At 69.0% G+C, this 22,727-nt stretch carries 22 protein-coding genes; 6 read left to right on the top strand and 16 right to left on the bottom strand.

Annotated elements, in window-relative coordinates; translation table 11 throughout:
- Positions 1 to 28: 28 nt before the first annotated feature.
- Entirely contained in the window at positions 29 to 964 is a 936-nt protein-coding gene (locus tag BLW81_RS07195) for a class I SAM-dependent methyltransferase (protein ID WP_083410372.1), read from the bottom strand.
- Positions 965 to 1,017: 53 nt separating this feature from the next.
- A complete protein-coding gene (locus BLW81_RS07190) occupies positions 1,018 to 1,653 on the bottom strand; it encodes a TetR/AcrR family transcriptional regulator (protein WP_083410371.1) in 636 nt (211 codons plus the stop codon).
- A gap of 145 nt (positions 1,654 to 1,798) precedes the next feature.
- Between BLW81_RS07190 and BLW81_RS07185 the strand changes: the two genes are divergently transcribed.
- Positions 1,799 to 2,365 (top strand): TetR/AcrR family transcriptional regulator, encoded by a 567-nt coding sequence (locus BLW81_RS07185; protein WP_083406594.1) that lies wholly within the window; start codon positions 1,799 to 1,801, stop codon positions 2,363 to 2,365.
- Between the two features lie 13 nt (positions 2,366 to 2,378).
- Positions 2,379 to 4,535 (top strand): FUSC family protein, encoded by a 2,157-nt coding sequence (locus BLW81_RS07180; RefSeq protein ID WP_235632210.1) that lies wholly within the window; start codon positions 2,379 to 2,381, stop codon positions 4,533 to 4,535.
- Here the strand turns inward: BLW81_RS07180 and BLW81_RS07175 are convergent.
- Positions 4,507 to 5,484 (bottom strand): pirin family protein, encoded by a 978-nt coding sequence (locus tag BLW81_RS07175; RefSeq protein ID WP_083406593.1) that lies wholly within the window; start codon positions 5,482 to 5,484, stop codon positions 4,507 to 4,509. The two genes, BLW81_RS07180 and BLW81_RS07175, sit on opposite strands and share 29 nt — an antisense overlap.
- 69 nt (positions 5,485 to 5,553) lie before the next feature.
- On the opposite strand from BLW81_RS07175, the gene BLW81_RS07170 reads away from it, so the two are divergent.
- Positions 5,554 to 5,820 carry a hypothetical protein gene (locus BLW81_RS07170; protein ID WP_157897620.1) on the top strand — a complete coding sequence of 89 codons (267 nt, stop codon included), beginning with the start codon at positions 5,554 to 5,556 and terminating at the stop codon, positions 5,818 to 5,820.
- 4 nt (positions 5,821 to 5,824) lie between these two features.
- Here the strand turns inward: BLW81_RS07170 and BLW81_RS07165 are convergent, their stop codons facing one another.
- Together BLW81_RS07165 and BLW81_RS07160 are read right to left on the bottom strand one after the other, a co-directional pair.
- On the bottom strand, positions 5,825 to 6,133 hold the full coding sequence (locus BLW81_RS07165; RefSeq protein ID WP_083406591.1) for a hypothetical protein: 309 nt from the start codon (positions 6,131 to 6,133) through the stop codon (positions 5,825 to 5,827).
- 27 nt (positions 6,134 to 6,160) lie between these two features.
- Positions 6,161 to 6,685, bottom strand: a complete 525-nt coding sequence (locus BLW81_RS07160) for a hypothetical protein (RefSeq protein WP_083410369.1) — start codon at positions 6,683 to 6,685, stop codon at positions 6,161 to 6,163.
- A gap of 218 nt (positions 6,686 to 6,903) precedes the next feature.
- Between BLW81_RS07160 and BLW81_RS07155 the strand changes: the two genes are divergently transcribed.
- The 3 genes from BLW81_RS07155 to BLW81_RS07145 all read left to right on the top strand — a co-directional run bounded on the left by BLW81_RS07155 (position 6,904) and on the right by BLW81_RS07145 (position 9,521).
- Positions 6,904 to 7,203: a hypothetical protein gene (locus tag BLW81_RS07155; RefSeq protein ID WP_083406590.1), complete on the top strand. Its 300-nt coding sequence runs from the start codon at positions 6,904 to 6,906 to the stop codon at positions 7,201 to 7,203.
- A 110-nt stretch (positions 7,204 to 7,313) separates the two neighbouring features.
- On the top strand, positions 7,314 to 8,696 hold the full coding sequence (locus BLW81_RS07150) for an acyl-CoA dehydrogenase family protein (RefSeq protein WP_083406589.1): 1,383 nt from the start codon (positions 7,314 to 7,316) through the stop codon (positions 8,694 to 8,696).
- Between the two features lie 12 nt (positions 8,697 to 8,708).
- Entirely contained in the window at positions 8,709 to 9,521 is an 813-nt protein-coding gene (locus BLW81_RS07145; protein WP_083406588.1) for a DUF427 domain-containing protein, read from the top strand.
- Here the strand turns inward: BLW81_RS07145 and eccD are convergent.
- From eccD to BLW81_RS07090, 11 genes are all read right to left on the bottom strand, one after another.
- Entirely contained in the window at positions 9,518 to 11,044 is a 1,527-nt protein-coding gene (gene eccD, locus BLW81_RS07140; protein ID WP_083406587.1) for a type VII secretion integral membrane protein EccD, read from the bottom strand. The genes BLW81_RS07145 and eccD overlap by 4 nt on opposite strands.
- A complete protein-coding gene (locus BLW81_RS07135) occupies positions 11,041 to 12,438 on the bottom strand; it encodes a MinD/ParA family ATP-binding protein (RefSeq protein WP_083406586.1) in 1,398 nt (465 codons plus the stop codon). The genes eccD and BLW81_RS07135 overlap by 4 nt, the downstream gene beginning before the upstream one ends.
- An 84-nt stretch (positions 12,439 to 12,522) precedes the next feature.
- A complete protein-coding gene (locus BLW81_RS07130; RefSeq protein WP_083406585.1) occupies positions 12,523 to 12,810 on the bottom strand; it encodes a WXG100 family type VII secretion target in 288 nt (95 codons plus the stop codon).
- 33 nt (positions 12,811 to 12,843) lie between these two features.
- Complete coding sequence (locus tag BLW81_RS07125) at positions 12,844 to 13,152, bottom strand: WXG100 family type VII secretion target (RefSeq protein WP_083406584.1); 309 nt, start codon at positions 13,150 to 13,152, stop codon at positions 12,844 to 12,846.
- Between the two features lie 103 nt (positions 13,153 to 13,255).
- Positions 13,256 to 14,539 (bottom strand): PPE family protein, encoded by a 1,284-nt coding sequence (locus BLW81_RS07120; protein WP_083406583.1) that lies wholly within the window; start codon positions 14,537 to 14,539, stop codon positions 13,256 to 13,258.
- 41 nt (positions 14,540 to 14,580) lie between these two features.
- The gene (locus BLW81_RS07115) at positions 14,581 to 14,874 is read right to left on the bottom strand and encodes a PE domain-containing protein (RefSeq protein ID WP_083406582.1); all 294 of its coding nucleotides are present in this window, start codon (positions 14,872 to 14,874) and stop codon (positions 14,581 to 14,583) included.
- A 144-nt stretch (positions 14,875 to 15,018) separates the two neighbouring features.
- Positions 15,019 to 16,800 (bottom strand): type VII secretion protein EccCb, encoded by a 1,782-nt coding sequence (eccCb, locus tag BLW81_RS07110; protein WP_083406581.1) that lies wholly within the window; start codon positions 16,798 to 16,800, stop codon positions 15,019 to 15,021.
- 1 nt (position 16,801) lies between these two features.
- Positions 16,802 to 19,033 (bottom strand): type VII secretion protein EccCa, encoded by a 2,232-nt coding sequence (eccCa, locus tag BLW81_RS07105; protein ID WP_083406580.1) that lies wholly within the window; start codon positions 19,031 to 19,033, stop codon positions 16,802 to 16,804.
- Complete coding sequence (eccB, locus tag BLW81_RS07100) at positions 19,030 to 20,505, bottom strand: type VII secretion protein EccB (RefSeq protein WP_083406579.1); 1,476 nt, start codon at positions 20,503 to 20,505, stop codon at positions 19,030 to 19,032. The genes eccCa and eccB overlap by 4 nt, the downstream gene beginning before the upstream one ends.
- Before the next feature lie 4 nt (positions 20,506 to 20,509).
- The gene (gene eccA, locus BLW81_RS07095; RefSeq protein WP_083410368.1) at positions 20,510 to 22,231 is read right to left on the bottom strand and encodes a type VII secretion AAA-ATPase EccA; all 1,722 of its coding nucleotides are present in this window, start codon (positions 22,229 to 22,231) and stop codon (positions 20,510 to 20,512) included.
- Positions 22,224 to 22,721: a secretion protein EspD gene (locus tag BLW81_RS07090; protein WP_083406578.1), complete on the bottom strand. Its 498-nt coding sequence runs from the start codon at positions 22,719 to 22,721 to the stop codon at positions 22,224 to 22,226. The genes eccA and BLW81_RS07090 overlap by 8 nt, the downstream gene beginning before the upstream one ends.
- Between the last annotated feature and the right edge of the window lie 6 nt (positions 22,722 to 22,727).

Below are 22,727 nucleotides of genomic sequence, written 5' to 3'. Positions count from 1 at the left end.
GTTGGGCCGCATAGTAGGCCCTCGCAGGTCACCCCTTACGGGCGACGACGAACGAGGAGAACCCGTCGTCGTCCGACAGTTCAGCCGGCAGCACCCAGCGCCCCAGCCGCCGCATCTCCTCCTGCGAGGTGACCGCGCTCGACCGCCAGCCGTGCGCGTCGAGCCACTCGGCGACGTCGGCGCGGTCGGGGTCGTTGTACATCAGCTCCGCGACGTCGACGGAGTCCTCGATGCCGAACTGCGCGCGGATGCGCTCGAACCGCTCGCGCATCTGCTCGCGCCGCTCGTCGGCCTGCACGCCCACCGTCTCCACCGACACCCGGCTGCCCGGCGCGCTGAGTTCGGTGACGAGCTCGAAGAGCCGGTCCTGCGCATCGGCGGGCAGATACATCAGCAGACCTTCGGCCAGCCACGCCGTCGGCACACCCGGATCAAACCCGGCCTCGCGCAACGCTTTCGGCCAGTCGAAACGCAGGTCGACGGCCACCTCGACCCGCCGCGCCGACGGCTGCGCGCCATGCTCGGCCAGCCGCGCGCTCTTGTACTCGAGCACCTTGGGCTGGTCGATCTCGTAGACCACCGTGCCCGCCGGCCACGCCAGGCGGTACGCGCGCGAGTCCAGACCCGCGGCGAGGATCACCACCTGGCGGATACCGGCCTCGGCCGCCTCGCGGAAGAACGCGTCGAAGAAATGGGTGCGCGCCGCCTGGTAGTTGCCCATGTGCTCGAAGATCGCGGCGACCTCGGGGTCGGTCTCGGCGACCTTCGCGCCGACCTGCGGGTCGAGCATGATGTCCCAGACGCCGCCGCCGGCGCCCGCCACCAGCACCTGCGCGAACGGGTCGCGGATCAGCGCGTCGTCCCGCTGCGTCTCGGCGGCCCGCGCGGCGGCGACCATCACGGCCGTCGAACCCACGCTGGTCGCGATGTCCCAGGTGTCATCGTCTGTGCGCAACGAACTCATCGCCGCCATGCTAGCTCAAAAACTTAGACGGCCTATTTTCCGCGGCGCGAAGGTCAGTCCTGCAGGCTCCACAGCTTGTTGGCCATCAGCAGTTCGAACTGCCGCACGACGGCCTTGAGTTCTTCGTGGGTGCCGACGAACCCGGCGTAGAAACCCATCCCCCACATCACCGCGACGAGCATCTCGACCAGCGAGTCGACCTCGGCGTCGGTGGACAACTCGCCGCGCTGGATCGCGTCGTTGACCGCCCACCCCACGAACTCACGGGAACTCTTCAGCGCGTCCTGATCGTCGCCGATCAACTCGGGGTGCCGCTGGGACTCCAGCACCGAGGTCACCAAAAACGCTGCGGCCGAACGGTCTTCGGCCTCGGCCTGCATCGCGGCGGTGAAGTAGGCCGACAGCCGGTTGAGCAGACTGGTCTCGCTCTGCGCGCGCGCCTTGCCGGCGTTGACCACCGCGGCGTTGGTTTGCTCGACAACTTCTCGCCAGAGCACATGCTTGCTTGCGAAATAGTGGTTGATCGCGGGACGCGTCAGATCGGCGCGGATCGCGATGGCCTGAAAAGTGGCAGCGTCGTATCCGAGTTCGCTGAAGACTTCGCGAGCGGCTTGGATGATGCGCTCTCGTGTCTCGGCGGCCTTCGCTGCGGGGGGACGACCGGGTCCTCTACTAGCCGTATGCGGCACGGTCAAATTGTGCCACACGTCACTTGCGTTAACAGACAGTGGTTGTCCGGGGCGCCCCGGGCATGTCGTTTCCGAGAATCGAGCCGCTATCTGGCGAATGGCAACCGGAAGAAATTCGACCGGTGAACAACTAGTGTCGCGTCTCATGGCCAGCGTCGTATCTCGGGAGTCTTATTTCGACACCGGGCTCGACATCCTGTCCGAGCGGGGCTACGGCGGGCTCAAGCTGGCGGCGGTGTGCCATCGGCTCGGCGTCACCACCGGATCCTTCTACCACTACTTCCCGAACTGGCCTGCCTACACCAAGGAACTGCTCGCGCACTGGACGCAGGTCCTCACCGTGCGGGTCATCGAGGGGGTGCGCGCCGAACCCGACCCGCGGCGTCGCATCGACGCGCTGATCATGACCGGCCTCGACCTGCCCCACGGCGCGGAAGCGGCGATCCGCGTCTGGAGTTCCCTCGATCCGCACGTGCACGCGGTGCAGGTGGCCGTCGACCAGCAGCGCTTCGACATCCTCTACGAGTCGGCCTTCGAGATCCTGCAGCACAAGCGCCAGGCCCAGCTGTTCGCGGGGTGGGCGGTGTACCTGTTCGTCGGCTACGAGCAGACCACGCTCACCCGCGATCCGACCGCGTTGCAATGGATCGCCAACCAGTTGATCGCGGCCCTGGACACCGGGGCGTTCGAGTCGGTCCCGGACGACCGGTAGCGCGGGCCGCGAGGTGACCGGCATCGCCGCCCGCACCTGGCGCCGTGCGGCGGACCGTATCCGGCAGCGCGACCCCGAACGCGACGCGCTGCGGCGCGCCCTCCGCGCGGCGATCGTGCTGCCGATCGCGGCGGCGGTCAGCTTCGCCGTGGGCGGCGGCTCGCAGACGCCGATGTTCACGATCTTCGGTTCGGTCGCGCTGCTGATCCTCGTCGACTTCCCGGGCAACCGCCCCGCGCGGGCGCTGGCCTACTGCGGGCTCGGCTTCAACGGCGCGCTGCTGATCACGCTGGGGACGCTGGTGTCCCCGTATCCCTGGGTGAGCGTGGCGGTGATGTTCGTGCTCGGGTTCGCCGTCACGTTCTCCGGTGTGCTCAGCGAGGTGGTCGCGGCCGGGCAACGCGCGACGCTGCTGACCTTCGTGCTGCCCGCCTGCACCCCGCCCGGGCCGATCCCCGACCGGCTGCTCGGGTGGCTGATCGCGCTGGCGGTGTGCGTGCCCGCCGCGCTGTTCCTGCTGGCGCCGCGCCACCACGACGAACTGCGCGGCGACGCGGCCCGCGTCTGCAACCGGTTGGCCGACTGCCTCGACGGCAAGGCCAGCGCGAGGGACGCGACGCGGGCGATGAACCAGCTCTGGGAGACGTTCCTCAACGCCGACTTCCGGCCGGTGGCGCTGACGGCGGGCAGCCGCGCGCTGGTGCGCGTCGTCGACGACCTCGGCTGGCTCGCGGACCGCATCACCGACGACACCGGTCGGTGGCTCGGTGACATGCGCGATCCACTGATCCGGGTGTTGCGGGACTGCGCCGCGGTGCTGCGCATTCCCGACGTCGCCCAACGCGCGGCCCGCAGCCGTGACCTCGACGACGCGCTCACCGGGTTGCGCGAGATCGCGCAGGGCCGCTACCGCGAGGACCTCCTCGAGATCCTGGGCTCGACCGACGACGCCGCTGCGGTCGGGGTGGGGCGAAACTTGTTGGGAAGACGGACTTTCTCGGCGACGGTCGGCGTCACGGGGCGCATCATCCGCAACGCCGCAGCCGCCGACGCGCGCCCGGTGTGGGCGCGCATCCTGGGGCGGGGGTTGCCGCGGACCGGCACCGCCGACTGGGTAATGCCGGAGACGACGGCCGTCGCGGTCATCACCCGCGGCTTTCTGGCGACCCGAGCCGTCGTGCTGCGCAACAGCGTTCGCACCGGACTCGGCCTGTCGATGGCCGTCGCAGTCACCCACCTGTTCCCGCTGCAGCACGGCTTCTGGGTGGTGCTGGGTGCGATGTCGGTGTTGCGCAGCAGCGCGCTGACCACCGGCACCCGCGTCGTGCGGGCGGTCGCGGGCACCGCGATCGGGTTCCTGCTCGGGGTGGTGCTCATCGAACTGCTCGGTGTCGACCCGGTCATCATGTGGATGCTGCTGCCGGTGGTGGCGTTCGGATCCGCGTTCGTGCCGGAGATCGCGTCGTTCATCGCCGGCCAGGCCGCGTTCACGATGATGGTGTTGATCATCTTCAACCTGATCGCGCCGACGGGGTGGAGCGTCGGGCTGATCCGCGTCGAGGACGTCGCCGTCGGCGCGCTCGTCGGCGTCATGACCTCGGTGCTGCTGTGGCCGCGCGGGGCGCGCACCCGGGTGTCGCGCGCCATCGACGACGCGTTCGCCGTCGGTGCGCATTTCCTGACCGCGGCCGTCCGGCGGGTTACCCGCGGCGCGTCCGAGAACGCCACCGATCAGGTGATCGCGCTGAGCCATGACGCGCTCGAGGCGTCGCGGACGGCCGACGACGCGGTGCGCCAGTTTCTTTCCGAGAGCGGCGGGGCTACCGACATCCGCGCGCCCGTGGTCCGTGCGGCCAACCGGGCGGTGCGGCTGCGGGCGGCCGCGGAGTTGATCGCCGACGTCATGCCACCCCCGCTGGGCGTGTACGAGCGCACTCGCCGGGTGCTCGAGACGCACGCCGACGCGATCTGCGCCAGAGCCACCGGTGCGTCCGCCGATGCGCCGGCGCCGATCAGCGACGACTTCGTGATGGCCCTGCGCGCCGAGGCGACCGACGACGATCTCGCGGTGCCCGCGGCGCTACCGCTGGTGACCGCCGCGGCGCACCTCGGCGCGCTCGAGCTGTTGTACCCGAAGGCCGTCAGGAGGCCGAAGGACGATGCGGCATGAGGGCGTTCGGCGGGATCGTGCCGAACCTGCCCGCCTGGTAGTCGTCGAACGCCTGCGCCACCTCGGTCTTGGTGTTCATCACGAACGGCCCGTACTGGAACACTGGTTCGCGGATCGGCCTGCCGCCGAGCAGCAGCACCTCCAGCGCCGGCCGGTTCGAGTCCTGATCCCGCTGCGCCGCAACGCTGATGCGGTCGCCCGGTCCCAGCACCGCGAGCTGACCCTGCTGGATCGGATGGTCGACCGGCCCGACCGATCCCCGGCCGGACAGCACGTACACCAGCGCGTTGAAGTCGCGGTTCCACGGGATGTCGAGCCGCGCGCCGGGCTGAATCGTCGCGTGCGCCATGGTGATCGGGGTGTGTGTCGCGCCCGGGCCAGTTCGCGCGTCGATGTCACCGGCGATCACGCGCAGCAGCGCACCGCCGTCCTCCGACGCCAGCAGCGTCACTTCGTTGCCTTCGATGGCCTGGTACCGCGGCGCGGCGAACTTGTCCTTGCGCGGCAGGTTCACCCACAGCTGGATGCCGTGGAAGACACCGCCGCTCTCGACGAGTTCGGCGGGCGGCGTCTCGATGTGCAGGATCCCGGAACCGGCGGTCATCCACTGGGTGGCGCCGTCGGTGATCAGCCCGCCGCCGCCGTGCGAGTCCTGATGCGCGAAGCGGCCGTCGATCATGTAGGTGACCGTCTCGAAGCCGCGGTGCGGATGCCAGTCGGTGCCCCTCGGCTCGCCGGGCTCGTATTCGATCTCGCCCATCTGGTCCATGTGGATGAACGGGTCGAGGTCGCGCGCGCTCACGCCGGCGAACGCGCGGACCACCGGGAAGCCCTCGCCCTCGTAGCCGCGGGGACCGGTGGTGATGGTGCGAACGGGTCGCTGCGTCTCCGCGGGCGTAGCGGCTGCGACGCGGGGCAGTGTCAGGGTGTCGGCGGTGATGGCAGGCATACCGGCAACAACCGGACTATGGTCCGGTAAATTCCCGGCGATGTCACCGCTCGCGGTTATCGTTCGTACATGCGTTCGAATACCGTTGTTGACGTACTCACCCGTATCGAGTCCATATATAAGGACGTGGCCGCACTGCGGCTGGACGGCCTGTCCCGGACGGAGCTCTACGCGCTGATCGAGCACCTCGACAAGCTCGATCAGCAGCTCGCGGCGCTCGACCAGAAGTTGTTCGGCCGGCTGCTCGCCGACACTGCCTCGTCGCCGCGGGACGTCGCGCGGCGACTGCGCATCTCGCCGGGCGAGGCGCAACGGCGGTTGGGTCGCGCCTCGTAGTCCGTCAGTCGGTCTTGGGCTTCAGCGTCCAGGCCGGGATCCAGTGGGTGACGGCCTTGCGGCGCGCGCCGTAGGCGATCGGGTAGGTGACCAGCCCCCACCAGTAGCCCTGCTCGCAGAGCCCCCAACAGGTCAGGCGGCCCTCGACGACGGCGTGCATCTGCAGGCCGGCGGGGTTGTAGCCGCCGGCGGCGTGAGGTTCGCGGGGAAACACCGCCGCGAGATCGACCAGCACCGTCACCGGTGGATCCACCCGGCGGAAGGCCTGCTGGGTGGGCTGACCGTTGTACCCGATGCCCTTCAGCTCGCCCACCGTTCGATCATACGTTCGATAGCCGGTTCAGCGACGCGGGAGCACGAACGCAAAGGGCCGCGCGAAGCCGACACCGGTCAACCGGGCCCGACGAATGCTGTCGATGTCGACGGTCCGCACCTGCCCCGAGGTCGGTTCGAAGCAGTCGAGCCGCGGCCCGTCGACCGCGACGATCAGCACCCAGTGCCGCGGGATCACCCGCCCGACGAGCATCGCGACCGGCCAGCCGTCGGCTACTGCGGACCGGACGTCGGCGAGCCTGTCGCGGCGGCCGCGGAAGAATCGCCATCGGTACCGCACGCCCAGCCGGCGGCTGTGCGCGTCGAAGGCACGGACCAGGCCGCGCGGCGTCGTCCCCAGCCGGCGCGGCCAGACCCGGTTGATGTCGGCGTGCACCCGCGCCTGCTCCGCGGCGCACCACGCCAGCCCGCCATCGCGGTCGTCGAGGTGGGTGCGGGCGTGCGGGTCGAGCAGAAGCCCGGCCACCACCGCGACCGTCGGGCCGCAGGTGACTCCGTCACGCTGGCGCAGGACCGGACCGCTGAGCTTCATCGCCTCCAGTGTCGCGCGCGCCACACCGCGACGGTCCAATTCGGTGCGCCGAACGTGGGCAATCGGTTGGCCCGCAGCACGACTCCTGCCAATCGCCAACCAATTTCTGCCACCGGAATTAAACCGTTGACCTGACGGTTTACAAGATCAGCTGCAGCTACGAACCGCGACACATGCCACGGCTCGGAACGAAACGCACACAAAAAGAGGGCTCGAAAATGAAGAAGTTCGGGATCGCTACCGTCGCCGCTAGCGCCTTGGCCGCCGGCCTCGTAGGCCTGGCCGCACCGGTTCAGGCCGCACCGTCCGGACCCGGAAACGCGCAGCAGACCATCAGCGAGCTGGAATCGCAGGGCTACCACGTGGTCGTCAACCGCATCGGAAACGCCCCGCTGGAGCAGGCGAGCGTTGTTTCGGTCCGCGAGGGACAGACGTACACCCAGACCGACACCCTGGGTACCGACAGCGACCTGTCCAAGCGCGTGCTGAACAAGACGGTCTACGTCGACGTGAAGTAACTCTCCCCCCCAAGACAGGCCCCCGCGATGCCCTCCCCCCTGGCATCCGGGGGCCTGTCGTTTCAGCGAACAAGTGTTTCGCTCGGCGTGCGGCCGGTTAATCCGTCAGGGTGGCCTTCGACATCTCGCCCACCGCGGCCCAGCACGACCTGGCGCAGCGCACCCACGAGTTCGCTGTCGACGTCGTGCGCCCGGTGGCTCTCGAATACGACCAGCGTCAGGAATTTCCGTGGCCGGTGCTCGAGGAGGCCGCGCAGCGCGGGTTCTACAGCCCGCTGTTCTACCGCGACCTGATCGGCGATCCGACCGGCTTGTCGCTGCCGATCTTCATGGAGGAGCTGTTCTGGGGTTGTGCGGGCATCGGGCTGGCGGTGGTGATGCCCGCGCTGGCACTGTCGGCCATCGGGCAGGCCGCCTCACCGGAACAGATGCTCGAATGGGAACCCGAATGTTTCGGTACGCCAGGCGATCTCAAGCTCGCCGCGCTGGCGATCTCAGAACCCGAAGGCGGCAGCGACGTCCGCAATCTGCGCACCCGCGCGCGGCGCGACGGTGACGACTGGATCATCGACGGCCACAAGATGTGGATCGGCAACGGCGGCATCGCCAACGTGCACGTCGTCAACGCCGTCGTCGACGAGGAACTCGGACACAAGGGCCAGGCGCTGTTCATCGTGCCCGGCGGCACACCGGGTCTGGAGATGGTGCGCAAGCTCGACAAGCTGGGCTGCCGCGCATCGCACACCGCGGAGCTGAAGTTCGACGGCGTCCGCGTGCCTGCGGCGAACCTGCTCGGCGGCCAGGACAAGCTCGACCACAAACTGGCCAAAGCGCGCGAAGCCGTCGAGGGCGGTCGGCACTCCGGCTCGGCGACGCTGGGCACCTTCGAGCAGACACGGCCGATGGTTGCCGCGCAGGCGCTCGGAATAGCCCGGGCGGCATTGGAATACGCGACCGAGTACGCGAACCGGCGCGAGGCGTTCGGCGCGCCGATCATCGACAACCAGGGCATCTCGTTCCCGCTCGCCGAGCTCGCCACGGCACTCGACGGCGCGCGGCTGCTGACGTGGCGCGCCTCGTGGATGGCCGCCAGCGGTGTGCCGTTCGAGCGCGGGGAAGGCTCGATGTCGAAGCTCGCCGCCAGCGAGGTCGCCGTGCGCACCACCGAACGCGCCATCCAGACCATGGGCGGGTGGGGTTACATCAAGGACCATCCCGTCGAGAAGTGGTACCGCGACGCCAAGCTGTACACGATCTTCGAGGGCACCAGTGAGATCCAGCGCGTCGTGATCTCGAATGCGCTCGGAGCCGCCGACGGCAAGCCGCCGCTGCACTTCGATCTGGAACCGACCGGCGGCCCGATCAACCGGACCTTCGGTCGCGCCACCCCGCTGCGGGGCCGCGCCGCCGATGCCGCGCTTTCGGCCAAAGATCGCGTGCCCGCGCCGATAATGCGGTTGGCGATGAATGTTCTGCGTCCGCCCCGCAAGTGAGAGGGGGCCGCGATGGCCGTCCGGATGATGGAGCTGTTCCACGGGAGCCTGGATGCGCTCCGGTACGAACCGACCGCCAAACGCATCCGGGTGTGCCGCTCCGGTGAACTCGTCGCCGACACCCAGGACGCGGTCCTGGTGTGGGAGCCGCGGCGCATCGTGCCGTCTTATGCGGTGCCGATCACGGCCATCTCGGCGCATCTGGTGCCGGCCGGAGCCGAGTCCGGAGACGACGACACCGACCGGCCCGGCCGCGACCATGCGCTGCTCGACCCGTCCGTTCCGTTCGGCAACCACACGTGCGCGGGCACCGAGTTCGACGTGATCGCCGGTGAGGACACCGCCGGGGCGGGTGCGTTCCGGCCTGATGACCCCGACCTCGCCGACTATGTGGTGCTCGACTTCGACTCCTTCGAATGGCGCGAGGAGGAGGAGCCGATCACCAGCCACCCGCGCGACCCGTTCAAGCGCATCGACGTCCTCGCCAGCAGCCGGACCGTGCGCGTCGAGTTCGAGGGCACGCTGCTGGCCGAATCGTCGCGGCCCAAGCTGCTTTTCGAGACGATGCTGCCGGTGCGGTTCTACCTGCCCCGCGACGACGTCGCGGTCCGGTTGCAGCACAGCGACACGGTCACCTACTGCGCCTACAAAGGGCGGGCGTCGTACTTCTCGGTGCCCGACGGCCCGCGCGACATCGCATGGACCTATCACGATCCGCTGCACGACGGCGAACTGGTTCGCGACCGCATCTGTTTCTTCGACGAGCGGGTGGACGTGACCGTCGACGGTGTACGCCGCGACCGGCCGTCGACGCCGTGGAGTTAGAACCGGATGTTGCGCAACATGTCGTAGACGCTGGCGATCCACAGCAGCAGCGGGATCACCGCCGCGATCGCCGCCCCGTCGAGCAGTTCGAGGATCCGCTTGGTCACCGGCGACACCCGCCGCACGCCTGACGTCGCCCCGATCACGATCAGCGCGACGACACCGAGCCCGAGATAACCGGCGAGCACCAGCCACGCGGAGTCCGGATACCACAGGCACAACCGGATCATCACCCCCGACGGGATGACGACCACCGCCGCCAACAGCGCCCAGGCGCACCACCGTTCGGCGTACAGCCGCGACCGAAACGCGCAGATCGCGGTGATCAGGCCGGCGACGATCATGCTGTGGGTGAAGAAGTGGCCTTGCACCACAACGGCGATCGCGCCGACAGACAGCACGGACGCGCCCGCGGTGACGAACCCGATCAGCAGCCGCTTGGCCAGCTCGCTGCGTTCGTGCAGGCGCGCCGCCGAGTCCGGCACCGAGTCGATGATCGCCTGCCACGTCGGCGTCTCCTCGTCGGTGGCCGTGGTGGTCACCGGATCGAGCAGTTCGTCGTTGGCCACCGTCTCGCCGGGTGCGGGGATGGGCGGCAACGCGATTCGGGCGACGGCGACCGTCAGTTTCGCGGCGTTCGTGACGATGATCAGACCGAACGCGATCGCCCCGGCGGGCACCCAGTACTGCCAGCCGTAGCCGTAGGCGACGGCCGCGGCGGTCAACGCGATCGCGGCGACCGCGAAGAACGCCGCCAGTTCGGCCCGCCGTCGCGGCCCGCCGCGCGTCGCCAACGTCAACAGCAGCACCACCGCGCCCGCGCCGGCGATCTGCGGTGCGCCCAGCGAGTCGACGCCCCGCGGCAGCGGCACGGCCAAGGCGACCGCGCCTGCCAGCGTCGGCACCGACGAGGCCAACAGGCTCTCCGCCAGGTCCAGGTTCTCGTAGCGGTTGGTGGCCAGCATGCTGCCGCCGAGCAGGCCCAGGCCCACCACGGCCAGCGCCACCGCCCACCACCACTGGTGACCTGCCCGGCTCCAGCCGATCAGCGTCATCACCGTCACGAGCAGCGCGACCGCCGGGATGGCAAGGCCGACAAAACGATTCAGCGCGGAGCGGTCGAATTCCGGCGATTCGTCGAGGACCGCGATCGCGTCGATCACGTCCTCGACCAACGGCCGGTACCGCTCGGTGCGGCTCACCGACACCAGGGTCAGCAGGGAGCCGTCGACCACCCCGGCGTCATCGAGCGACTCGGTGCCCTTCAGCGGCGGTGCGCCCGGCCGGGCGAACGCCCAGACGCCCTGCGCGCCGAAGTCGAACCCGGACAACACCTCTTTCGGGGTGTCTTCGAGCAGATCGGCCAGCACCGACACCGTCTCGTCGATGTAGCCCTCGATCGGTGCCGCCGCGGGCAGCACCAGGTCGGTCATCCGCCTGCCGGTCAGGATGGTGACCCGGGTGGTCGCCGGCCGGCCGGGCGTGACGCTCGATGTCGATGCTGCAGCGGCGGTGGATGTCAACGCCGTTCGAGCCTGTCGAAGTCGTCGGACAACGCCGCAGCCAATTCGACGATCCTGCGGTGGAACGTCTTGCCCAGCAGATCCAGTTGGATCTCGGTGCCCGCCGCGATGTGCTTGTCGAACGGCAGCACCACGACCCGGCCGGGCGCGACGTGCCGCTCGAACTGGGCGACCAGATCGTCGACGTCGATATTCGGCTTGCCGGGCACGACGTGGTTGATCACCACACAGGACCGGCCGAGCAGGTCCTGGTATCCGTTCTGGCGCAACCAGTCCATGGTCAACGCCGCCTGGCGGGCCCCGTCGATCGAGGCGCTGGCGACGATCACCAGACCCGACACCGTCGACAGCACACCGCGCGCCGCCGGCTGGAACAGCCCGGCGCCGCAGTCGGCGAGCACGAGGTTGTAGTAGCGCGACACGATGTTGGTCACGCCCTTCCAGTCCTCGTCGTTGAACTCGCGACGCGCGCCGCTGTAGTCCTCCGAGGACAGCACCTCGAGGTTCGCGGCGTTCATGCTCGTGTAGGCGCGAATGTCGTTGTAGCGCGCCAGTTCTTTGTCGGAGAGCAGGTCGGCGATCGTCGCGGCGGACTGGCGGCCCGCGCGGTCGGCGAGGTTGCCGCCGTCGGGATCGGCGTCGACCGCCAGGATCCGGTCGCCGCGCACCTTGCTCAGCGCCGATCCGAGCGCGACCGTCACCGCGGTCTTGCCGACGCCACCCTTGAGACCGAAGATCCCGATCTGATACGAGTCGCGGGCGTTGCGGCGGATCCGGGTGTGCAGCTCCATCTCGTAGAGCTCGTCGGGCGACAGGCCCAGATTGATCCGCGTCAGCAGGTACAGCAGATGACGCCAGCCGCGCTGCGACGGCATCTTCACCGCGGACTTGACCCCGACGTGCGACAGCGCGTCGATGGCGCGGTGGTTGCCGATGGTCGCCGCCGAGGTCGGTGCGGGCGGGCCCGCGCGGAACGTGCCGTTGACGTCGGCCTGCGAATCCGCGAAGTGGCTCGGCGCGGGTGCCGGTGCCGGGCGCGCCGCGGGCGCGGGTGCCGGGCGCGCCTGCTCGAAGCGGGCGCCGGCCGGGCCGGCGGCCTTCGGCGTGCGCATCATCGAATTCGGTTGCCGCTGCGGCGCTGTGGACCGCGCGGGGGGCATCTGGGTGGTGACCTCGGTTTCGCGCGGCGGCGGTGCCGCGGCGGCCTTGGTCTGGCCGGTGGCTGCCGGCGGTGTGCCTCCGATGGGCATCGGCGGCGGGGTCACCTCGTTGCGTCCCGGGCCGCCGGTGGGTGCGGCCGAGCCCTGCGGCGCGGCGTCGCGGTCCGCTCCGTCTTCGGCGGTCTGCACAGGATCGCCCGCGGAGTGGAAGAGCCGGTCATAGTCGGCCGACATGAGTACCTCTCATCATCAAACACAAGGGACGCGCGGTGGGCGGGTGCCCGATGGTCGACCCGCCCACCTGCGCACACCGTCGTGTTATGCGAACATCCCGGTCACGCCGGCTTCGGTCTGAGCCATCGTCGCACCGGCTTCACTGATCGTCTGCGCCAGGTTCTGCAGGGCCGAGTTGAGTTCGGCAGACGTGCTGTCCCAGCGCATCTGCACGGCCTGGTAGGCCTCCGAGCCGCTGCCGCCCCACACCGAGGCCAGCGCGGCGAGCGACGCCTTGCCCTCGTCGAGCAGGCCGGCGGTGGTGCCGACAGCACCCTGGATCTCGCTGGCGCCGCCTTCGATTCCGGCGAAATTCCATACCTGTTCAGTCATGTTGTGGTCTCCGTTTCGTGGTTGAAGTCAGGTTCAGAGGTTGATGTTCATCGTGGACTGCAGCGTGCCTGCGGCGTCCTCATCCGACGCGGTGTACTGGATGCCGGAGGTGTGGATGTTGGCCGAGATGTCGTTCAACTCCTGGATCTGACGAGCCGCGGCCTCGTGGTAGCGAACCAGCGCGGCCTGCGCCGCCGTGCCGGCCTGGCCGACCATCTGGGCCGCCAGGGTGCCCGCGGTCGACTCGACATGCGAGATGACGCCCTTGAGCTCTCCGGAGATCCGCTCGAAATTCGCTGCCTCCTTGGCGAGGACAGCGGCATCGGTATTCAAAGCTGCCATGCTGGATACTCTTTCTTTCTTTGCGTGTCCTCACCACATCGGTGAAATGGCGAGTCTTTCCGGCCGGGTGACCGGGAAGTCTTGGGTGGGCGGATTCGGTCGACTACCAGTCGTCCTCGTCGTCTTCGCCCAGGTCTTGCGGCAACACCCCCGGTGCCTTCAGACCTTGTTTGGAACCGCCGCTGGTACCGCGCTGCCCCAGTCCGCTCATCGGTGCCGCGCCGCCACCGGCGCCGACCGGTGCCAGGCCGCCGCCGCTGCCGCCCGCGGCCGCACCGGCCATCGCGACCTTGTCGGTGCTCCCGATCAGGTTGGCCATCAACGGGGTTCGCGACATCGTGCCGCCCGCACCGGGCAGTGAGGCGGCACGCACCAGGCCGGCACCCGACGTCGCGCCCGAACCGCCGGCCAGCGGGTGGTTCGACAGCGGGCTGGCGCCGATGAGTCCCATCTGCGCCTTGTCGGAACCGAGCGAACCCATCTGGCTGAACATCGAGGTCACCTGCTGCAGCGGCTGGGTCAGCTGCTGCATCGGCTGCATCACCATCTGCGACGCCTGCTGCGGTAACTGCCCCAACGTCGACCCCAGCTGCGAGGCCATCTGCATCCCCATCTGCATGCCCTGCTGGGCCTGCTCCTGCGGACCGAGCTGCTGGGCGTTCTGGGTGCGCTGGGTCTGGTTCTCGGCGTGCACGGCCATCTGGTTGGTCTGCGAGACCATCCGGCCGGTCATCAGGCCCGCGGACTCGACCGTGGCCTGCGCGCCGACGTGCGCGATCGCGGCGTTGCGCAACGCCGCGGCCGGCGCACCGGCTGCCGCCTGCCCAAGGGCCGCGCCCACCGCGCTCTCCCCGACGCCGGGGATCACGATCGGCTTCATCGGCATGATCGGCTCGAACAGGAGGTTCAGCGCGGTCTCGGCCTGGTACAGATCCATCGCACCGGCCGCCTGGTTCCACATCCGCACGAAGTAGTCGAACTCGTTGACGCCGATCGGCACCGTGTTGATGCCCAGGAAGTTGGTGGCTTCCAGCACGGCGTGCGTGATGTGGTTCTGCTCGATCTCGGGTATCGGCGGGGTGGTGGCCATCGCGAGGCTGTAGGAGTTCGCCTGCGCGGTCGCCTGCATCGCCCGCTTCTGCGCCTGCGCCGCCACGGTCCGCAGCCACATGACCATCGGCATGATCGACGCCACGGCCCGCTCGGCGCCCGCGCCGCTCCACGCCGACGTCAAGGCAGCGAGACTCCCGGCCAGTTCGTCGGCCTGAGTCTCCAGGAGAATCGCCAGACCTTCCCACCCTCCGGCGGCCTGCAGCATCGGCGCCGGTCCGGCGCCGGCCATCAGCCGGGCGGTGTTCAACTCTGGCGGCATCCCGTGCCAGAACATCGTGGACTACTTCCTGTGGCGTTGCGTAGATCCGGTCAGCGTCAGAAGTTCGCGGCGTTCGCGCTGTCGACCGCGGCGTAGATGCCCGCGATCTCCATGACGGCGGCTCCCGCGCGCGCCATCTCCTCCTGGGCGAAGGTGTTCATCGCCAGGGTCTCCACACCCTCGGCGGCGAACGCCAGCGCCGCCTGGGCCGACACCTCGTCGGCGCCCGCGGGCACCAGCGCGGTCACCGCGGCGGCGGCCGTCGTGCCCCCCGCCAGACCCCGCGCGCCGTTTGCAACAACTTGCCCGCCGATGCCCACGGCGGTCGGATTGTGCTCCAACGGTTGCATAGCATTCACTCCTCAAATGCAGAGATAACCAAGGTTATGGACTTGTGCACCGCATCGCGTGCGGTTGCCCGAAGCTAGGAATCGTCCCCCGACCCCTTTGCTGTCGACGCGTTATGAAGTTTGCTGACGCGTCCGGTTAATATCTTAACCGCGCTCAGAGAGTGCTGGCTGCACTTCTTCTTCCGGTGGATCCACATAGGCCGCCTGAATGACCTCTTTTCCGTCCGGTGAGACGAGAAACGCCTGGCCAGGAGGCCGACGCTTGAGCTTGATCTCGCTGGACGGAAATTCTTGTTTTTCTCCGGAAAGAAACATCGTGGGCGACCCGGCGCCGTAGGCGGCGCCGACGAACTTGTCCATGGTGGCCCGGTGGGCTTGGCTCATCTGGCACGTCACGATGAGGTGCAGGCCGATGTCGGCGGCCGCGGGCAACAGCGGGAACAGCGGCGCCATCGGCGGGACGATCCCGCTGGCGGCCACGATCATGTGCCAGTCGTCGACGAGCAGGACCACGTCGGGTCCGCGCCACCAGGACCGCGCCCGAAGTTGCGCGGTCGTCAAATCCGGTGGGGGCAGCCGCTTCTGCAGGTTGAACGCCAGCGCCTTGATCGCCTCTTCGAGGGTCGCGTTGTTGCGGTTGATCGCGCCGGCGTCGAGCAGATGGCTGTCGGGCACCGCGTCGAGCAGGCCCGACCGGTAGTCGGCCAGCATGAAGCGCACCTGCGCCGGGCTGTTGCGCGTGCAGATCGCCTGCGCGACAGCGTGCGCGATGCGCGTCTTGCCGGACTTGGGCGCCCCGAAGATCAGCAGATGCGGCGTGGTGTGCATCTGGTTGTAGGCCACGCCCATATCGGATTCGCGCAGCCCCAGCGGCACCGTCCAGCGGGTGCGGTAGTCGGCGTCCGGGCCGGGCGGGTTCGGGTCGAGGTCGTGCAGGTAGATGCGCTCGGGCAAGACGCGGACCTTCGGCGCCTGGTCGGTGTGCTGGGCGCTGACTATCGCCACCGCCTCCGACATCGCGGCCACGAGGTTCTCGGCGCTGTGCACACCGTCGAGCCGCGGCACCCCCATCATCAGGTGGTGCTTTTCCATCGACACCGCCCGCCCCGGCCGGTTGGCCGGGATCTCGCGGGTGATGCGGTCGACCTGGGTCTCGTTGACATCGCCGAGCCGGAACTCGACCTTGGTGCCGAGATAGTCGCGCACGCGGGACTTGAGCTCGGTCCAACGCGGCGTCGAGATGACGGTGTGCACACCGAACTGCAGACCCTGGCCTGCGAGATCCTGCACCACGGGCTCGAGGTCACCGAACTCGGCGACGAACGCCGGCCACCCGTCGATCACCAGAAACACGTCGCCGAACGGGTCGGCGGCCAGCGCGTGGTTCGGGTCGTCACGCATCTGCCGGTACGCCGACATCGAACCGACCCGGTACTGCTTGAACATCGCTTCGCGTTGACGCAGAACAGCTTTCATCTCGGCCACGATGCGGTTGACGCGGTCCGGTTCGGAGCGGGTGGCGACACCGCCGACGTGCGGCAGGTCTTCGAGGTAGATCAGGCCACCGCCGCCGAGGTCCACGCAGTAGAACTGCACCTGCCGCGGGGTGTGCGACGCCGCGGCCGACAGGATCATCGTCTGCAGGAACGTCGACTTGCCGGTCTGCGGGGCCCCGCCGACCGCGATGTTGCCGCTGGCCGAGGACACGTCGATGCCCCAGACTTCTTGGCGGTGTCTGCGCGGCTCGTCCATGATGCCGAGCCCGAACCGCAGTGGCCGACGGTCCCGGTCGCGGGCGATCAGCTCGTCGACCGGTGTCGGATCGGCCAACGGCGGCAACCACATTCGGTACGCGCGGATCTCACCGGTGGTCAGCTGGTCGAGGACGACCTCGCGCAGTACCCGCTGTTCGGACTCGATGCTCACGCTAGTTCACCCCCGACGTGTCGAAGATCGGCGCGGCGGTGAACTCGTGGATCCGCAACCGGGCCTGGCCGTTGGTCTTCGGCTTGACCTCGCCGTTCTCCTGCACCTGTTCGGTCGGCACGTAGTTCACGCCCGTGTAGACGCTGTGGAACTTGACCGGGTCCTCCATGCCGACGCGCAGGAAGCCGACGCCGCTTTCCTTGTTGGTGATGTACTGCGCCTCGGGCGTGCCGATCACCGCCTTGGACTCCGCCGAGCTCGTGGTCCGCAGCGCGATCCGGTAGGTGAGGTTGGGCTCGAGCTTGTCGATGCGCACCCCGCCGGTGTTCAGCGACTGGGTGGCCAGCAGCAGGTGCACGCGCAGCGACCTGCCCACGCGGCAGATCCGGTCGAACAGTCCGATGAAGTCGGGATGGTTCTGCAGCAGTTCGGCGAACTCGTCGACCACCACGAAAAGTGTTGGCAGCGGGGGAAGGTCGGCACCGCGTTCGCGGTGCTTCTCGTACTCCGCGACGCCGGACAGCGCGCCGGCCGCACCCACCTGCATGCCGGCCTGGCGCAGGATCGACTGCCTGCGGTCGAGCTCGCCGCTGAGCACCTCACCCATGCGGCTGACCAGCTCGGCTTCCTCTTCCATGTTGGTGACGACGGCCGCGGTGTGCGGCAGCTTCTCCATGCCCAGGAACGTCGAACCGCCCTTGAAGTCGGTGAGCAGCAGGTTGACCTGATCGGGGTGGTGGGTGGCGGCCAGCGACAGGATCAGCGTGCGCAGGAACTCGGATTTACCGGAACCCGTTGTGCCGATCAGCATCCCGTGCGGGCCGGCACCGAACTCGGCGCCCTCCTTGATGTCGAGGTACATGATGTCGCCGGTCTTGAGCTCGTGCCCGAACGGGATCCGCAGCCGGTCGCGGTCGGTGTCGCTGAACATCCGCCACCGCGCCGGGGTGACCTCCTCGATCGATTGCGCGCCGACCAGTTGGTGCCATTCGGTGGCCACCTTCTTCTGCACGCGCACGCTCTTGTCGATGATCGTGCCGGTGATGGACCAGCCGGCCAGCTTGCGGGCCACGCGGCAGGCCTGGTCGGGTGTCATCCGGTCGACCATCGAAGTGACAAGGCGGAACGGCTGATTGGGCAACCGGTCGTCGGCGGTGCCGTCGGCTGCCACCCGGATGCGGTACACCGAGCCGCGGTGGTTGCCGAGCGTGAGCACCGTGACGCCGGCCCGGCCGTCGACCGGGAAGCCGGCCCGCCCGCCGGTGAGGTCGACGACCACGACGTAGGGGCCGCCCGGGGCGCCGTCCGGGGTGTGCGGCCCGCGCGCGGTCAGGTCGCTGAGCCCGTCGGGCCGGGTGAACACCATCCGGGTGGGCCCGGCCGCGTCGGTGTCGGTCTGGTGCTGCACGTGCGGCAGCCACTTGAGCCAGGACCAGTTCGGGTCCTCCGGGTTGTCGGTCAGCACCCGGATCTGCAGCAGGTCCGGCGGATGGAACACCGCGAGGTGGCAGACCATCGCGGTCAGCAGGGCCGCCGCGCCGTCGGGGTCCCCGCCGATCGCGATCGTCGGGAACGACCGCAGCTGCACCAGTTTCGGGCAGTCGTGGATGAGCCCGTGCGTGCGCAGGAACTTCGTCACCCACATGTGGCTGACCGGCTCGAGGTGCGGCTGCGGCGCGCCCTGCGGCCCGGCCAGCTCACCGCCGACCGCGGGCTTGAGCAGCCGGTCCACGGCGGGTTCGGCGCCGAGCCCGATGCGGGTGGCGGCGTAGAAGTCGGCGTTGGTCTGCCGCGACCACTGCCGGTTGGTGCCGATGATCGACAGCAGGTCCTCCGGATGCGGCGCGTGATAGTTGAAGAACGTCACCTGCGCGGCCGCCGACGACGTCACCCGCGTCCGCAGCCCGGCCAGATAACGCAGGTATTCCTTTCGGTCCGCGTTGATCTCGGGCACGCGCTTGCCGCCGGGCCCACCGCCGGCCATGAAGCCGACCGTGGCCATCACCATCATCAGCGGCATCATCAGCATGTACGGCGAGAGCTGCCGGATGCCGGTGAAGATCATGATCGCGATCATCCCGAGCATGCCGCCGCCCATCACCCACGGCAGCGCCTTCTGGATGCCCGACGGCGGGATCTCGACCCCGAGATCCTCCGGTGGCGTGACGTTGATCTCGCCGGGGGTCAGCCGCGGTCCGCGCTTGATGATCGGGGTGAACTTCTTGGTGGTCATCCGCCGCCTCCCGTCTGGGCAGTCGCCGGCTGGGCCGCACCGTCCTCACCGACCTTGCGCGGGTTCGGGTTCGGCGGCAGCGTGTCGTGTTCGATCAGCGCCGCCTCTTTCGACAGCACCGGCCCGTCGACCAGCAGACCCACCACCTGCCACGGCGCGGTGGTCGGCCCGCTCAGCCCGAGCGTGTTGCCGGTGTCCTCGTTGGGCAGCCCGTAGCGCACGCCCTGCGGGTCGATGTAGTAGAGGCTCTCGCCGTAACGCGGGTCCGGTGACTGCAACCGGATGTACTGGCCGCCGTCGATGTATACCGTTGCGTCGCCGCCGATCTGGTTGATCCCGGTGCTCATCGCCGACGCGGGGATCGGCAGGTGCCGCCCGGCGATCACCGTGGTCTTCGGGTTCTGATCGCCCGGCTCGCGTTGCCACGCCCAGCACAGGCTGGGGGTGTCCTCGCGCAGCAGGATGTCGAGCGGCTTGTCGGGCAGCGGCGAGACGAACACCTGCTCGGGGATCTTGGCGACCACGCTCGCCTCCACCGACGGCGGGGTGATCAGGCCGTAGGAGTTGGTGGCGCGGATCGCGGCCGCGGTGGTGTCGTTGATCCGGGCGATCCCGTCGGGCAGCACCACGAAGTGCTGTTCGCCGTCTTCGGTGAGCGCCTTGAACACCGAGCTGATCACCAGATTCGGCGGCAGCCCAACGGTGTTGGGGGCGCCGGCGAGCGGGATGTCGGGCAGTCGCCACGGCCCGGCGTTGGGCAGCGCGTTGAACAGCCCCTCGGAGATCGGGGTCGCCCTGGCGGTCACCGGGATGCCGACCGCCGACGTGATCGCGCGGTTCGCCAGGTCGAGGTCGTGGCGGCCGGCGTCGGTGACCAACCAGGTGTCACCCTCGTAGGACACCAGCAGCCCCTCGTCCGGGCGCATCGGCCCGACCGATGCGTCCATCTGCAACGGCCGGATGATCGCCGCCGTCTCCAGGCTGGGCGCCACACTCTCCGGTTTGGTGACGGTGTCGCACAGCGTCCACTGCGAGGTGGGGGCGCCGACCGGGGTGGCGTAGGGCGCACCGGGGATACCGATGGGCTGGCCCTTGGGCATGCGGTTGAGTTCGTCGGACTTCACCGCGACCGGCGTGCCCGCGTTGCCCAGCACCAGCCGGGCCGAGGTCAGGTTGTAGACCGGGCGCAGCTGACCGGACCCGGGCAGCACGACATAGAGCTGGTTGGTGGTGCGGTCGACGAGAAGTGTGTCGCTGCCCCGCTTTCCGAGCGGTTTGAAGTAGGCGAGCAGGGCGGCGCCCAGGCAGATCAGCACCGCGATCACCACACCCGCCGACACGGCGCGGCTGTAGAACTGCAGCGGGTCGTCGAACATGCGGGTGTCCCGGCGCACGATCGCGTGCTCCACGCGCCGGAGCAGGAAGCGCCAACCGCTGACCTGCACCTTGGTGGTGAGCCGGAAACTCGCCATGCCGTTACTCGCCGATACTCAGACGTGCGTGCACCGCGGCGATCGCGGCGGCCATGTCGTCACCATTGATCTGGCTGAGCTGGTCGACGTCGAGGCTGTCGAAGTCCAGCGACCGGGCCAGGCGCATGTCGCGGTTCTGCTCGCCCGCCTCCACCAGTTGCCGCGCGTAGCGGCCGTTGCCCGCGATGTCCAGCGCCGGTTTGCCGTTCAGCGCCCGCTGGCTCAGCAGGCTCGCGGCCTCCAGCACCCGCTTGGCGGCGTCCTCGTCGAGAGCCGAATCGTTGGCTTTGGCAATCACTTTGGCGATCTCGACGATCTCGTCGGGTGAGTACGAGTCGAACTCGATGCGGGTCGCGAACCGGGACCGCAGGCCGTCGTTGGTCTCCAGCAGCCGGTCGATGTCGGCGCTGTAGCCGGCGATGATCACCACCAGCCGGTCGCGGTCGTTCTCCATCCGCGCCAGCAGCGTGTCCAGTGCCTCGGTGCCGAACGGGTCGGCGCGGCCGTCGCGTTCCTGCACCAGCGTGTAGGCCTCGTCGATGAACAGCACACCGCCGAGCGCACGGTCGATGGTGCGGCTGGTCTTGACCGCCGACTGGCCCTCGTATTCGGCGACGAAGTCCTTGCGGGAGGACTCCACCAGCTTCGGCTCGCTGATCACCCCGAGCCCGGCCAGGATGTTGGCGACGACGCGCGCGATCGTCGTCTTACCGGTGCCGGGCGGCCCGGCGAAGATCATGTGCTTGGAGGTCTGGGCGACCTTCATCCCGCGCGCGGCCCGGATCCTGGCCATCTGCGTGGCGGCGCGGTACGCCTCGATCTGCTCCTTGACCCGGGTCAACCCGATCTGGCGGTCCAGCTCGGCCTGCGCCTCGGCGAGCAACCGGTCGCGGCCCGACGTGTCGGCCTCGACGCTGCGCGGATCCCAGGGGTCCTTGCGGGCGGCAATCTTCTCCGCGGTCGTGGTCGTCATCCGGTACGACGGATCCCGCAGTGCCTGCGTGACTTTCGGTTCCGGGTGGGTGGCCTGCAACCACTCCAACAGGGCGACCGCCGCGTCTTCGTTGCCCTGGCTGCGCCGCGTCATCGCCAGGAACCAGGCGATCGCCGGCGCACAGGCCTCACCGGCGGGCGACGAGTTGGACTCGGTCAACCGCCGTTCGGCCTCGGTGAACAACCCGAGGTTGGCCGCCGCGACGCCGTGCGCCACACCCGCTGCGGCCGCCAGGAACTTGTCCGGCCAACCGCCCGCGCCGCGCACCTCGTCGATGACGTCGGTCCAGCGTTCGGCCGCACCGTAGACCACCGCCTTGACCCACGACACCAGGTGTTCGGCCCCGGCCGCCGGGACGTCGTCGAGGGCTTCCATCGCGTCGGCGTAGTTGCCGATGGCGGCCTCGTTGACCGCGAAGCCCATCGTGATCGCCAGCGGCGAGTTGATCGGATAGGTGATGTCGCCGAATTGCCCGCCGATCGGGATCCGCGCGTTGAGGCTGTTCATCGAGATCTCGGCGGACCCGGCGAGTTGGCCGAAGTTGGCGCGCGAGTACCACGCACGGAACAGCGTGACGCGGTCGGTGTCGCCGCAGCGGATGCGCCCGACCCAGGCGTCGCAGGCGGATTCGTCGAGATTGGTGATCTCGGTGAAGATCTCGAACGAGCGGGCCGGCGCGCTCGGCAGCATGCCGACCGCGCTTCCGAACAGGCTGGCGAGGTGCTCAGTCATGGTCACCCGCATATCTTGTCGCGAACACGCGGGCCCGTTCCTGCTGGGCCTGCTCGGGAGTGGGCAGGGCGAGATCACGGGTGAGGAAGTCGCGGGTCACCGCGTCGTCGTGCCCCTGTTCCCGCATCCCCTCCAGCATCACCGCGTACTGGGCGGATCTGGCGTCCTGGGCCGCGAGCCGGGCGATCAGGACGATCTCGGCGGCCAACTCGCGTTCCGACATCTCGCCCGCCTTCGCGGACAGTTCGATGTGTTTGACCCTGCCGTCCATGAACGCGCTCACCGTCACGGTGCCCGGCGGGTTGGTGACCGTGAAAATCGGTGTGGCGGCGTCGCTTTCGTCATCATCGGCCGCGTAGTCGTCGGCGTACGGGTCGAGCGCGTCGAGCACAGATTCGGTGTCGTGAGCGGGTTCGCCGACGAAGAAGTCGAGCGCGGCCATGTCGTCGCGCCCGTCGTCCGGTTCGTGGGAGGACATCTCACCCACCATGCGGTG

Source organism: Mycolicibacterium rutilum, from assembly GCF_900108565.1.
In the GTDB taxonomy this organism is placed as follows: Bacteria; Actinomycetota; Actinomycetes; order Mycobacteriales; family Mycobacteriaceae; genus Mycobacterium; species Mycobacterium rutilum.
Note: the sequence above shows the minus strand (reverse complement) of the source record. Positions and strands in the feature narration are given on the sequence as shown.